This is a genomic window from Paenibacillus sp. M-152 (assembly GCF_003856555.1).
GTDB classification, from domain to species: domain Bacteria; phylum Bacillota; class Bacilli; order Paenibacillales; family Paenibacillaceae; genus Paenibacillus; species Paenibacillus polymyxa_C.
Window position 1 is genome coordinate 4,815,124 of sequence record NZ_CP034141.1, and the last position, 14,315, is coordinate 4,829,438.

Annotated in this window: 11 protein-coding genes and 2 pseudogenes; 5 read left to right on the top strand and 8 right to left on the bottom strand. The window is 43.9% G+C overall.

Annotation, left to right across the window (positions count from 1 at the left end):
* Positions 1-38: 38 nt before the first annotated feature.
* The 5 genes and pseudogenes from EGM68_RS21075 to EGM68_RS21095 all read left to right on the top strand — a co-directional run bounded on the left by EGM68_RS21075 (position 39) and on the right by EGM68_RS21095 (position 5,638).
* A complete protein-coding gene (locus EGM68_RS21075) occupies positions 39-1,985 on the top strand; it encodes a BglG family transcription antiterminator (RefSeq protein ID WP_129549958.1) in 1,947 nt (648 codons plus the stop codon).
* Positions 1,986-2,173: 188 nt separating this feature from the next.
* Positions 2,174-2,530, top strand: coding sequence for a PTS sugar transporter subunit IIA (locus EGM68_RS21080; RefSeq protein WP_064963492.1), 357 nt, complete (start codon positions 2,174-2,176; stop codon positions 2,528-2,530).
* Entirely contained in the window at positions 2,527-2,826 is a 300-nt protein-coding gene (locus EGM68_RS21085; RefSeq protein ID WP_129549959.1) for a PTS sugar transporter subunit IIB, read from the top strand. Before EGM68_RS21080 ends, EGM68_RS21085 begins: the two co-directional genes overlap by 4 nt.
* Positions 2,827-2,981: 155 nt before the next feature.
* A complete protein-coding gene (locus EGM68_RS21090; RefSeq protein WP_025674200.1) occupies positions 2,982-4,283 on the top strand; it encodes a PTS sugar transporter subunit IIC in 1,302 nt (433 codons plus the stop codon).
* A gap of 75 nt (positions 4,284-4,358) precedes the next feature.
* Positions 4,359-5,638: pseudogene (locus EGM68_RS21095) on the top strand (glycoside hydrolase family 140 protein).
* 133 nt (positions 5,639-5,771) lie between these two features.
* On the opposite strand, the gene EGM68_RS21100 reads toward EGM68_RS21095, so the two are convergent.
* The 8 genes and pseudogenes from EGM68_RS21100 to EGM68_RS21135 all read right to left on the bottom strand — a co-directional run bounded on the left by EGM68_RS21100 (position 5,772) and on the right by EGM68_RS21135 (position 14,295).
* Positions 5,772-6,248, bottom strand: coding sequence for an RNA polymerase sigma factor (locus EGM68_RS21100; protein WP_013372974.1), 477 nt, complete (start codon positions 6,246-6,248; stop codon positions 5,772-5,774).
* 39 nt (positions 6,249-6,287) lie between these two features.
* Positions 6,288-6,662, bottom strand: a pseudogene (locus EGM68_RS21105) (polysaccharide deacetylase family protein); the annotation flags it as partial.
* 142 nt (positions 6,663-6,804) lie between these two features.
* A complete protein-coding gene (locus EGM68_RS21110; RefSeq protein WP_129549960.1) occupies positions 6,805-8,019 on the bottom strand; it encodes an ABC transporter permease in 1,215 nt (404 codons plus the stop codon).
* A complete protein-coding gene (locus tag EGM68_RS21115) occupies positions 8,016-8,753 on the bottom strand; it encodes an ABC transporter ATP-binding protein (RefSeq protein ID WP_090738285.1) in 738 nt (245 codons plus the stop codon). Before EGM68_RS21115 ends, EGM68_RS21110 begins: the two co-directional genes overlap by 4 nt.
* Positions 8,750-10,210, bottom strand: coding sequence for an efflux RND transporter periplasmic adaptor subunit (locus tag EGM68_RS21120; RefSeq protein WP_090738283.1), 1,461 nt, complete (start codon positions 10,208-10,210; stop codon positions 8,750-8,752). The genes EGM68_RS21115 and EGM68_RS21120 overlap by 4 nt, the downstream gene beginning before the upstream one ends.
* Before the next feature lie 35 nt (positions 10,211-10,245).
* The gene (locus tag EGM68_RS21125; protein WP_090738281.1) at positions 10,246-11,355 is read right to left on the bottom strand and encodes a TolC family protein; all 1,110 of its coding nucleotides are present in this window, start codon (positions 11,353-11,355) and stop codon (positions 10,246-10,248) included.
* Positions 11,356-11,537: 182 nt separating this feature from the next.
* Positions 11,538-13,550 carry an ABC transporter permease gene (locus tag EGM68_RS21130; protein WP_090738279.1) on the bottom strand — a complete coding sequence of 671 codons (2,013 nt, stop codon included), beginning with the start codon at positions 13,548-13,550 and terminating at the stop codon, positions 11,538-11,540.
* On the bottom strand, positions 13,516-14,295 hold the full coding sequence (locus tag EGM68_RS21135; protein ID WP_013372981.1) for an ABC transporter ATP-binding protein: 780 nt from the start codon (positions 14,293-14,295) through the stop codon (positions 13,516-13,518). Before EGM68_RS21135 ends, EGM68_RS21130 begins: the two co-directional genes overlap by 35 nt.
* Positions 14,296-14,315 lie beyond the last annotated feature (20 nt).

The window sequence follows — 14,315 nt, forward strand, 5'->3', positions numbered from 1 at the left end:
TGCTTGTATTCCATTTTACAGAAAGGGGGAAACCTTGAATGAATGCACGCATGGTTTCAATTCTTCAGCACTTGCTGGCTGCCGATGCTCCTGTCAAAAGTGATTATCTCGCCAAATTGATTCAGGTTACTTCACGTACCATCCGCAGCGATATCCGGGAACTGGATGAATTTCTATCCAAGCACGGGGCAGCAATTGAACCTGTTCGTTCAAGGGGATATGAACTAAAAATTACGGATCATCGTAGCTTTCGTGTGCTGCTACAACAGTTGTTCCTGTCCGGCGAGCCCGATGATCCAGGTTCTCCCGGCTACCGGCAATTGTATTTAATCAAGCGTCTCCTGCTCGCTGATCATTATGTGAAGCTGGAAGACCTCGCAGATGAGCTATATATAAGCAAGTCTACGGTGCAGAATGATTTCAAAGAGGTCAAACAAACCCTACAAGGCTACGGAATCACCATTGACAAACGGCCAAATTACGGTGTCAAACTGAAGGGTGATGAAGTTCAGCTTCGGTTTTGCTTGTCCGAGTTTATTGTAAGTCGTTCCGAAGAACAAGGCGGAACACTTCATGCAGCGCTGCGCATCGTCACCCCGCACGAAATGACGCTGATTTGCGGAATCGTTCTGGAACAAACTCAGAAATATGAAGTAACGCTCTCCGATATCGCGTTCAGCAATTTATCTATTCATATTGCAATCGCCTGCAAGCGTATTCGTGACGGAAACCAGGTAGCTATGCTCTCGACGGAAATAGGAGATCTGCGGGGCACCGACGAATTTCGGGCTGCCGAGCATATTGTCGGGCTGATCGAAAAGGAATTGCAGTTGTCTTTTCCCGAAGATGAAATCGCCTACATTGCCATGCATCTTGCCGGAAACAAGTGGTTTGTCGGAATTGAAGGACAACAAATAGAGGACATGGGACCCGAGAAGCTGCTGGACTGGAACATCTATGAATTGGGCAAGGAAATGCTCGCCGAGATCGACAGGGATTTGAATCTGAACATCAGCCGTGATACGGAACTGCTCATAGGCATCTGCCTTCATCTGAAGCCGGCGCTGAACCGGGTAAAGTATGGGATGAACATCCGAAACCCCATGCTGGAGCATGTCAAGAGCAACTACTCTCTGGCTTTTCAAGCGGGAGTCATTGGTGCCAAGCTGGTCGAGAGCAAGCTGAATATTGCGATCCCGGAAGCGGAGATGGGCTATCTCGCCATTCACATCGGAGCAGCCATCGAACGACAGCGTATGAACACCCGGCCAAAACGCTGTCTGGTCGTCTGCACTTCAGGAGTTGGAAGCGCCCGGCTGCTCAAGTACAAACTGCAAAGCACTTTTGGCAGCTCGCTTGAAGTGGCGGGTACAACGGAATATTACAAGCTTCAGCAGGTCCCCCTCCATGACATTGACTTTGTGGTGAGCACCATTCCCATTCAGCTGCCATTATCGGTTCCGGTCGTGGTCGTGCAGACACTTCTTGGCGGCAGCGATATGGATAAAATTGGGGGTTTGCTGGCTGGTGAAGCCGAGTTTGATTTTCACTACATTCGGGAGGAACTCGTATTTCTGAGACAAAATTTTACCACCAAGGAAGAGGTCATCTCTTTTCTGGGCCAAAAAATATATGCTGAAGGGCTGATCCGCTCTGCAGAAGGTTTTATAGGACTCGTTCTGGAACGAGAACAGGCTGCACCCACGGCTTACGGAAATTTGGTAGCCGTTCCTCACCCTATCATTCCGCAAAGCAATCAAACCGTATGGGCGGTCTGTACCCTTCAACAACCTATCGAGTGGGGCGACAAACCAGTGCAGTTCATCTGTCTCCTCAGCATTGAAAGAAACGGTAAAGAGCCACCGTCTAAAATGTATAACCATCTCATGGAACTGGTCGACAATTCTGATATCGTCCAGCAGATGTTAAAATGCGAAACGTACGAGGAATTCTCCAGGATTATCGTTAAATATAAGCTGTATTGAACCAAGCTTCGCAGTGCATCTAGCTGATATTCACAGAGCGGGTGCTGCTTCGGAGCTTTTTAAAATGAAAGCGTAGTAGCAATGAATGAATTTCCGTTACTGGCGGAAAAGACTTGGGTTTAGATCTCGGCAGCAAACCTATACACTGAATCTGTAAGTTAAAGAGAAAAAAGCATGAGGTGAACGAGATGGAGGAGTATCAAGAAATCATTATGGGAATTATCACCAACTCAGGTGTTGCCAAGAGTAAAGCGATGGACGCGATCGCTCTTGCTCAAAAAGGTAACACACAGTTGGCGGCAAAGCGGCTTGAAGAAAGCAAAGCCGAGTTGGTTAAAGCGCATAAATCACAAACGAGGCTGATTCAACAGGAAGCTGGCGGAACCGTCCACGAAGTCACACTGCTTATGGTACATGCTCAAGATCATCTTATGTCAGCCATCACAACTAAAGATCTGGCTGGACATATGATTGAGCTTTACAACAGATTGAATCGCTATGAAGAAATCACAAATCACACTTCCAACGGAGGGAACAACGGATGAAACAAATTACACTGGTATGTGCTGCAGGAATGTCTACAAGTATGTTGGTACAGAAAATGCAAAAGGCCGCACAAGCGCAAAACCTTGAGGTTGAAATCAGGGCTACTTCCGAAAGTTCGTTTAAAGAATATGCCGACAAGACGGATGTACTGCTGATCGGACCACAAGTCGGTTACCTGGAGGATGATTTCAAGGCAAAATATGAACCTAAAGGCATTAAGGTAAGTGTTATCAATATAGTAGACTACGGTATGATGAACGGCGAAAAAGTGCTAGGAGACGCGCTTAAACGGTAAAGCTCAGAGTCAGGTGCTCATCACCAGCCCGAACAAGGAGGTTGATCAAATCGGGCAACGATATATGATAATCCTGCATGTTGTTTCATTAAATGAAAGCGTTATCTAAGTTATTATATAGGCGGATGAAAGTCTATAGTAGGAGTTGAATAAATATGGCTAGCCAACAAAAATTCTCTTATAAGCTCCAAAAAGTGGCGGGTACAATTCAGCAAAACCGTTACATGAGCGCAATTTCAAACGGGCTAATGTCCACCCTTCCTTTTCTGATTATCGGAGCATTTGCAACTCTCTTCTCTGCACTTGCTTGGGAACCTTACCAGAATCTTATTGCGCCCGTGAAGGCCATAATCGGGTTGGCATCAACGATGACCACCGGCATCATTGCTCTGTATGCGGTATTTTTTATAGCCTACAGACTGGCGCAAGCTTTTGACAAGGACCCCCTTGTTCCGGCGGCAACCGCCCTTCTCTCTTTTCTTATCGTTACACCGATCCAGACCTTTGATAAAGTCCGTGCTTTGCCACTTCAATGGCTCGGCGCGCAGGGATTGTTCGTTGCCATGATCGTCGGTTTGATTGCCGCACGGTTGTATATTTGGATTGTCGACCGCAATTGGACGATTAAAATGCCTGACGGGGTCCCGCCTACCGTTGTCAAAACCTTCTCAGGCTTGATCCCGGCCGTCTTGGTAGCCCTTGTGTTTGTTATCGTTGCTGGTTTGTTCATGCAGACTTCATTTGGTACAGTCCACGATTTTATCTATACTTATCTCCAAATACCACTGGAAGGGTTGGGCGGATCACTCGGCGCTTTGATTATCGCGCTGATCATTATGCAGGCTCTGTGGATGTTCGGAATTCACGGTGCAATTGTTATACTCGCTATCGTGAAGCCCATCTGGATGAGCCTGGATCTAGCCAACCTTGACGCTTTCCAGGCAGGCGCTCCACTTCCAAACATTATCGGGCTGGCCTTCTGGTCCATCTTCTGCAACTATGCACCAATGCTCGGATTTGCCCTGCTATTGGTTTTCCTGGCCAAGAGCAAACAGCTTCGCACGATCGGCAAACTCGGTCTTCCGGGTACCTTTTTCTCAATTCACGAGCCGTTGATCTTCGGAATTCCAATGGTATTGAACCCGTTGCTAGCCATTCCGTTTATCGTTGCCCCCATCATTTGTGCGGTGCTCGGCTATATTGCCACCAACATCGGCTTGTTGCCCGCACCAATCGGGATTTACCCGCCTTTCGGCACCCCTATCTTTGCTCTGGGCTTCATCGAGGGCAGTTGGAAACTAGCCGCCGCACAACTGGTACTCATCCCGATCAGTATGCTGATCTACTATCCGTTCTTTAGAGCGCTGGACAAGCAGGCTCTGAAGAAGGAACACGAAGCGCAAGAGCAATTGGAAAAGCAAGCAAGTGAAACCACAGCAAGTCCCGCTATCCTATAATAGAAAAAAGGCAGAAGCGGCGGACGGATACACGGTCACCGTTTCTGTCATGACAATCGTTAGGAGAGGAAGCTTTTGATTCAACTGAGTATAGCTGAGAACAAACGATATTTCATGAATGAGGGTAACCCTTTTTTTATTTGGCCGATACGGTTTGGAGCGCATTTACCAACATCACGCTGGAGGAATGGGCCTATTATCTGGATTACCGGAAAAGTCAGGGCTTCAATGTCCTGCAAATCAATATGCTGCGCCAATGGGATGCAAGTGGCAGCGATTTGAACTATGAGCCTTTCGCATATGCCGAGGATGGCAGCTACAATTTCTATACGTTGAACGAAGAATATTTTACCAGAGCCGAGACGATGATCGAAATGGCTGTAAACAGAGGTTTTGTTCCTGCACTGGTCCTATTATGGTGTAATTATATCCCGGATACCTGGGCTGCCAAGCTTCGTGAGGAGAAAAAAATGCCGCTTGGGGCAGTGGAACCTTATGTGCGTTATGTTGCCGATCGGTTCTCCAAATTCTACCCCATATATATTATAAGTGGTGACACCGATTTCCCCTCCGAGCGTGCCAACCAATATTACCGACTTGCTCTCCATACCATCAAACAGCACAGCCCACAGTGCCTGACCACTCTGCATATTCAAGGAAGATTAGCTTCACTGCCAGAGGAATCTATTAATGACCCCCATTTGGATTTTTACATGTACCAGTCAGGACATAATTCACAATTTCAACCAACAGCGTATACACTCGCACTGGACTTCTGTAATAAGCCTGTCACCCGACCGGTGCTCAACTCAGAGCCCTGTTATGAACAGATGGGCTACAGTCGAAAAGTCTATGGCCGCTTCAGCCGCGCCGATGTTCGTAAGGCAGCTTGGCAAAGTCTTCTGTCCGGGGCGTCTGCTGGCATAACCTATGGAGCCCACGGTATTTGGAGCTGGCATCGGAAAGGCAAAAAGTTCGGTGTAACTGGGGAGGGATTCGACAGTCCATATGATTGGCAGTCTGCACTTAAGTTTGAAGGGCCATGGGATTATGGATTGGCCAAATGGCTCTTCGAGATATATGGAATTACGGATATGCAGCCTTGGAACATAGTGCTTAAAAATACGGAAGAAATCCGTGCGGCTGTAAGCGCCGATTACATCAAGGTCGCCATCTACGTTCCAATCAACACTGTGCTGAAGCTAAACGTGGATTTAAGTGAATATGACTTCACGGTCATTGACCTGGAGAATCGTCGTTTTGGCACAGCTTCAATCTCTGTGCAAGAGCAAATCACGATCATTGGTATGCATGATTTTGAAGCTGATGTCTTGCTGATTGGCATAAGAAAATAACCGTGATTACCTACCGCCTTTTTCACCATTTCACCTACTATGTACAACATACAAACAGCCCCGCAATCAAGAACTTTCTCATCGGGACTGTTTGTCTTACTTCTTGTTTTAAAAAGCAAGCACTCCATAGTGTTCAGGAAATATATTTCAATTTAATACGTTGGGAAGCTCTGTGAAGCGAAGACTTCACTGCATTTTCACTCTTGTTTAAGATTCTAGCCGTTTCCTTTATGGAGTATCCTTGGACTAATCGCAATTCAAGTACCGTTCTTTGCTCTGTATTACTAGCCAGCAAAAGAATTCGATTGACCTCTTCCTGAATTTCAAAATCGAAGGTATCCCAGTGGTAGTAGAGCATTTCCTTACGCAAAGTATATTCATCCATTTTTTTTCGTTTTCTCATTAAATCTATAGCTAAATTTTTGGCAATTCTCAAAAGATAGAATCGAATACGATCTTCGGGCAAATCAGGAGAAGCTCTTATGAACCGAATAAAGCATTCCTGCAACAAATCTTCGGCATCCTGCTTGTTATGCAACATCCTCAATAGATAACCAAAGAGATCTGATTTGCAAGATACATATAGATCCTCCAGGTCTTTAATATCCATATTATTGCTTATCCCTTCTGTTTTGATTGAATCGGTACGTTACTTGATAGTTTTAAATTCATATCCCTGCTTTTTTAAATATCTTATGATTTCAGGCAAGGCTTTGGCTGTTTCTTCCTTCCCGTAAGTGTCATGCATGAGTACCACTGCTTTTTCTCTATTCCCCATATTCCTCATGAATTCGCTAATTAATTGCTCAGCATTCTTAGGTGCACCTTCTGCATCTTTAGGTAACACATTCCAGTCAATCTGATGATAATCCTTATCATGTAGAGCTTTGTCCAGTACTCCCATACCATCGGGGTCGTTTTTCTGCCATGTCATATGACCGCCTGGAAATCGAATCACTCTTGTCGAAAAACTCTGCCTCAGTATTTGTTTTAAAATTTGATTTGTTTTTTCAATGTCGCTCATAAAAATGCTCGAATTCTTCTTCTATTTCTCTTTATCCGATGAGCCCTGGTTCTATTTTGCGCATAGCTTTTTTCCATAGTATTTGTTCCTCCAAAATCTAGAAGCAGTTCACGTTTTATGTTGCGACCATATGCCCATTCAATTATTCGTATCTCAATGCATCTATTGGTTTTAATCTTGCTGCTTTATAAGCCGGGTATACCCCAAATAGAATGCCTGTGCCTGCGGAGCTAAGAAACGAGTATAGGATCGGCGAGATTGTAAATTCAATGGTCATGTGTGCTGTTGCTTCGATTATTTTGGAGGCGCCTATGCCTGTAACCACCCCGAGCATCCCCCCCAGCAGACCAAAAATGACGGCTTCGGACAGGAATTGAATCATAATATCTCTTGGCTTGGCACCGATGGCTTTTCGAATCCCAATTTCTTTCGTACGCTCTATAACCGATACCATCATAATATTCATAATTCCGATTCCCCCTACCACGAGCGAGATCGCAGCTACACCTCCCAGCAAGCTGGTCATGATATTATCTACACCAGATGCTGCACCTGCTGCTTCGGACAGACTCATTACTTGAAATTGATCCGGTTCCGAAGGTTTTAGCTGATGCGTCACACGCAAGCTTTCCAATATGTCTGATTGAGCCTGGTTCATCAAGCCCGGTGACTTGGCGGATACCTCCAGACCAGTAATGTTTTTCTCCCCCAGACGGTTCATCATGGTTGTAGCAGGGATGTAGATTTGATCATTGGTACTGTAGCTTAAATTCGTAACAGGCTGGGTATTTAATACTCCGATTACTTTGAAAGGGATCTGTTTGATTTGAATCGCTCGTCCCAACACATTTTGGGTATCCCCACCAAAAAGACGCACAACCGCTTGGCTTTCCAAAATGGCAACATTCCTACGTTTATCCATCTCATCGTTGGTAAATGTTCTGCCCTCGGCAAAGGAAAACTTTTTGGCCTTATAAAATGAAGCAGATGTCCCTACAATGGTTGCATTATAGTTATATCGCCCCCATGCAGCTTTTGAACTGCTTGAAATGCGGGGCATCATTGCAGCGATCGAACTCTTTTGTTCCAATGCCTCGACATCTGTCCACGTAAATGAGGGCAAGGTGTCCTGATTTATTTCTTCCTCAGTCATTGGCATGGCGGGAGCAACCATAAGCACGTTATTCCCTAACTTATTGATTTCCTCCTTAATACTGGCCTTTGAGCCATTCCCGATGGCCATAATGGCAATCACCGCTGCCACCCCGATAATAATACCGAGTATCGTTAAAAAGGAGCGCATCTTGTTGGTAGTTAAGCTATTCATCGATACACGGATCGTTTCCATCAAATTCATAGACTTACCACCCTTGATGAAATTCGTCTATTCTTAATCGGCTCATCTCGCTCAATGTTACCATCCCGAAAGCTGATCAATCGTTTGGCATATTCAGCTATTTCCAGTTCATGAGTAACCAGAACAATGGTTTTTCCCTGTTCATTCAAACCTTGGAACAGCTCCATAATCTCGATGCTTGTCTTCGTGTCCAGTGCGCCCGTAGGCTCATCCGCCAGTAGAATGACTGGATTATTCACCAATGCCCGGGCGATGGAAACCCGCTGCTGCTGGCCGCCAGAAAGCTCATTAGGCTTGTTATACATCCGTTCTGCAAGACCCACCATCCGAAGCGCCTCTATAGCTCTTTCCCGACGCTCCTTGCCAGGAACACCTGCATACATCATAGGTAGCTCCACATTTGCTAAAGCTGTAGTACGAGGAAGCAGATAGAATTTCTGAAACACAAAACCTAGCTTCTGATTTCTAATCTCTGAAAGTTCGTTTTCACGAGCATCCAATATGGAATATCCATCCAAATAGTATTTACCCGTATCCGGATGATCCAGGCAACCAATGACATTCATCATGGTAGACTTGCCTGAACCAGAGGGCCCCATGATAGCAACAAACTCCCCTTCGTTAATAGATAAGTTCACACTGCGTAGAGCCTGAATCTCCTGACCGCCTACTTCATACCTTTTTTTCAGCTCTTTAATTTCAATAACGGTGTTATTGGATTGAGTTTCACTCATTGTGTCTGCCCCCCTCCACTGCCATTCGGGTCAGCACTGCTGTTCTGAGGAGGAATAACAATGGTTTCACCTTCCTTGACACCGGACTTGATTTCGGCCTGATCCGCTGTATAGATACCCAGTTTCACGGGTCTAAACTCATAATCCGCCGGATTCGCCGCGTTCTTCGCCACATATACTCCATCTACACCGCCTTCAGATCTCAAGGCAAACAATGGCACAGACAGCGCATTTTTGTGTTCAGCTAACAGTAGAGATACATCCATATTCATCCCCGGTTGCAGCCTTATGTTTTGGCTATCCAAAGACAATTCAATTTTGTATGTAGTCACATTGGCTTCCGTCACCGGCTCTGGAGAAACAAAGCGTACTTCGCCTTTAAATTGTTTGTCCGGGAATGAATTCGAGTGCATTGTCGCCTGAAGTCCGGTCTTTAATTTAGCAATATCACTTTCGTTCACCTTGGCAAGAACCTTCATAACCCCTGTGTTGGAGTTATTCATGACAATAAAAGGTGCAGTAGGACTAGTGCCCACATCGCCGTTGACCTTCAAAATGATCCCGTCCCACGGCGCCGTAACCTGTAATTTACTTAGAACACTTTTCTTCTGCTCTAATGCCGTTTCAGCCTGCAATAAAGAAGCTTGTGCAGATTGGATGTTGGAAGCTTCAGGTGGGGACTGTGCAGCCTTTAATTGTATTAATGCTGTTTTATAGCCCATTTCCGCCTCTTCGATCGCCTCAGTTTGCTTGGTCTGTGCCTTCTTGTACTGCAGCTCTGCATTGCTCATATCCAGTTTTGCCTTATCCAGATTTTGCTTGGCTGTCGCCAGGTCACTTTCTGCTGCCGCATCATTCTGAACCAGATAAGCCTGGTCATCATAATCCTTCTGGGCTTTATCCAAAGTCATCTTGGCTGCCTCCTTTTGCGCAGCAGCTTCCTCTAATTCCATCCCGTTCTTGGCTGTTTTAATCGCCATCTGTGCCTTTAAGACATTTGCTTTCTGTAGCTCGATATCATTCGTTTTGGGTCCGCGCTTGGCTTCGTCCAGTTTGGCCCTTGCAATTGCGACATTGGATTCGGCATCCTTAATTTGCAGCCTGGCATCTGAATCATCTAGTCGTGCTAGCACCTGACCTGCCTTGACGCTATCTCCTGCTTTGACATTGACAGCGACGAGCTTGGCACCCTCGACATTTGTAAAATTAATATTTACTTCCTTGGAAGCCTGAACGGTTCCAGTAACGCTAAGCGACTCGGTTATGTTAGCTTTCTGTACCTGTACGACCTGATTCGCCGGAGCCTCCACAGGCTTTTCCTGGCCCCTTTTCATGTAGAGCGTACCGCCAATTCCCGCTATAATGAGCAAGATCAGAATACCTATGCTCCTTTTCACTCTTCTTTTTTTTCTTAATACTTGTAATGAATCTTTATCTTTCTTTTCTGTTTCCGACAATGTTATATCCCCTTAAATTGTATTTTTGCTAAATCCTATACACTCCACGGCTTGTTTAAAGCATGTTGCAGCAGCGTCATTTGAACAATGAGTTCATCCATATTCCGTTCGATTTGCTTTACTTTCAACTGATTCGTGGCGACCTCCGTACCTGTTGCAAATCCACGTGCCTTTCTTTTGCGAGAAATGTCCAACACTTTATTAAGGTTCTGTAGATTACTTCGCATTTGCTCGTATTGTTCTTCATTTTGCTGTAAGTTAAAGTACATACTCTTCAGTGTTTCTGCCAGTTGATCCTTGGTATTTTCCAGTCCGCCTTGTGCTGAATCTACATCTATCTGTTTAATTTCATAGTCATCCGTCCCCGAGTTCCACGTGTAATATTTAATTTCCATTTTTGCTAGTTTGACTGCCTCCTCCTGTCTCCATACCGAAGGACTCGCTGAGATGGCACGCGACACCAGTGTATCCAGATTCGTGTTATCCATTTTCCGGTAAACGGGTCTGTCCACCAGTTCATATAAATTTCCTTGTGACTGTCCCATTTGTGTATTAAGCGAATCTAGCGCTTTTTGCAGCGCAGCTTTTGCAATGTCTACATTTTTTTGAGCCTCTATACGAGTCTGAATAATCGTACTTCGATCACCTGGAGAAATTTTTCCACGGTTAGCCTTCGCTTCAGCAGCTTTTTCCTCCAATTGCGCGAGCAAAAGTGCATCCTCACTACTCTTGACTTTGTTATCAGCCAGAAGTACGTCATAATAGTTTTTCATGGCAGCGTAGTCTGTCTGATCTTGGGCAAGTTCGATTTGCTTTTTGGATTCCAAATAAGAAACTGTCGATGAAGCATACCCCTTCCATGCTGAACTACTAGCCGCATCTTCTTCACCGTTGCCTTGACCTGCCGGAATGAAATCCAGATTCTTGCCTGCATTTTTCAGCATAATCCGGTTGCGATCTATCGTTTGCTGGGCTTCCTTCAAGCTAAAACTATTGGATCGTGCCCACTGCTGGGCTTGACTCAATGTTAATTTCACACTTGCTTTGGTAACCTGCTGCTGCGCCTTCTCTGCTTGAACAAAGGACTCTGATAAAGAACTGGCCGACAAGGCGAGCAGCAATAAGATGAACATACGTTTTTTCATAGATATCCCCACTTTAAAAATATGGTATCGATTTAAATATAGTTTATAATTACGTTGTTATACGAATTATGTGTTTTCTTCTGTATCCCACTTGAGACCTTACCTTCTATTCGGTGCACATTCCAGAAAGGAGGAACACCGTCCTGCCCTTCTGCAACTTTTTACACACAACGTACCGTTCCTTATAGTATCTTTAAATCTAATTGACGAAGATACAGAGAACGTACAATAAGAAAGGAAAGAAATTGGATGGCCCAGAAGCACAGCATAATCTGAATCAGTGTAAGATGAACGGGTACTCCATATATTACAGATGGTTCTGACATCACTAAACAAAGCACCATTCCCATAGACGATACGACTAATGGCAGAAGAAACAGGAATGCAATTTGTCTGGAAGCCGATTGTCTCATTTCCCTTGAGTTTAGTCCAATTTTCGATAAAGCTCGGTATATTTCTTCATCTCGCTGAAGATCTACATATAGTCTGAAATACAGCAGGCTTACTGTACTTGCCAACATAATAATGGCGATAAATCCGCCAATAAATTCACTAATAACCAGATCCATCTCCGATGTCAAATAGTCTACGGCCCTAGAGTTAAGCACCCCTTTATTCACCTTATTGGCCAACACAGAATACAACCATACCTCTTGTTGAGTTTCAGAAGTTTCTAAGGAAAGCTGGCCATTCTTCCATTTTGGCACAAAATAATAAGTAGATTTAAATGCCAACGGATCATTGAAATACCGATGTTCAATTAAATAGTCGTAAGTTCGATCAGAAACAACAAGTAGCCTTCCAAGTTCAGAGACGATATTTCCATCAAACTTCAGGTTATGATCTATCGTCTTAGTATCCATAATCTCAAGATTCATCATATGAGATTTCCCTTGCTTGTAAGTTAGCTTTTTTTCAAAAAGGGTTTTCTTTTCTTCGAGAGGCATCTCGTTTGGATCGATAATGAAAAAACCTTGATTCTCCCGAAGCGTAGGTACCTGTTTTAGCTTCTTAAACTTGGAAGCAAGTGCCTCATAGTTGGATTGTTTCATCACTGGCGCAATCTGTTCCCGAAAAGGGAAGACTAATACTTCACCTTTCCCATAATCCACTCCAGCCGTATACAGATTTTGGTCAATCTCTTTTTCAAGCTCGTTAGAACTTACAACATCCGAAGTAAATGCAAATGAATAAGATTGCTCCCTAAGAAATCTTTTTTGCTGTTGCATGGAGTCAAAAGTTGATGCGGCTCCTACACAGGAAATGATAGAAATGAGGGTAATTAATGAAAAAAGCCCGGCATTATTCCTCATTTTATATGTGATCTCAGATAACCATAACAAACGCGATCCGCTCCAAGACCATTTCCTGTTAGCTCTAAGCAATTGAATGAATAGTACACATGATTGAGTATAAAATAAGTAAATACCCAGAGATCCCATTATAATTGTATATTTAAAGGTGTCTCCAACCGAATAGTGCAATATATAAAAGGAAAGGGTCCCTAAACGATAAGGTGCCAGATAAATGTAGGGTGAAAAATCAAGCTTCATTAAATATACAGCCGCTCCGATTAATACTATGGCAAGAATGGACAGACTCCATGAAGCTTTAGGCTCTTTGTTGAGCTGAGGAGCCTTGCTAAAAAGCTGCTGTAGTTTAAAACGTCGGATAAAGAAAACAGACACAAGTGAGATCAATATAAACAAAAACATAAATCCAATTCCTGTAAAGGCAAGTGCTTTCCAGGGAAAATAAAATCTTAAATACATTCCTATGACATTGGAACCCATCAGCAGGAAAAACTTCGCTGAAACAAATCCTCCGATCATCCCGGTCACCAATGATAAAAAGCCTATAATTAGATTTTCAAAAGCTACCAAAAAATAAATTTGCCTATGACTTGCTCCTAAAATGGTGAGTATACCAAATTCTTTCTTACGTGCAGCAACAAAGATATTATTTGTGTATAATACGAAAAAAAAGGAAAATATAAAAATCAATAGATCCGCAACCTGTAATCCCTTTTTTACATTAGCTGCTGTGATTACATTCGAGACATCCGGGTGAAAAATAAATACCGCATATACGAAAAAAATCGTAATCATCAAGGAGCTGCTTAAATAATAAGGAACGTAAGCACGCGCATTGCGTTTGAGATTATTCCATGCTAACAGACGAAAGCTCATGTGCATGTCTACTTCCCCCCAAAAAGGAGAGCATATCTATGATTTCCTGAAAAAATATTTGCTGACTATGACTACGACGGATTTCATTATATAACTCACCATCTTTAATAAAAATTACCCGGTCGCAATAGCTGGCTTCCAAGGCGCCGTGTGTTACCAGCACAATTGTAGAATAGTCTACACGGTGGACAAGGCTCAGCATTTCCATTACAACACGCGAAGACTTGGAATCGAGATTTCCGGTTGGTTCATCTGCAAGCAGGAGCGAAGGAGAGTGAATCATAGCTCTGCCTATGGCTGCACGTTGTTTTTGTCCCCCTGACACCTCATAAGGCCGTTTGTCCAAAACATCTGTAATATCCAGTTTTTTCGCTACTTCTTCCAGTTTGTGCTCCATTTCCTTTAACCCTTTTTTATTCAGCATCAGAGGAAACAGTATGTTCTCTCCCAAAGTGAGGGTTTCCAACAAATTATAATCTTGAAATACAAGCCCCAGTTCTTTGCGGCGAAATAAAGCCAGCTTATCCTTCTTGAGCAGATGTGGATTTTCCCCTTTAATGCTAACCTCGCCAGAAGTCGGCATATCAATAGTCGAAATCATATTTAATAATGTTGTCTTCCCACTACCAGACGGACCCATAATGCCAACAAACTCACCTGGTTGAATCGTTAAATGGATATTGTTGAGAGCTCGGTGTGGAACCTTACCATAGTATATTTTGGTGACTTGATCCATTCGTACAATCTCCATCGTTCATTCCTTTCTTTTTC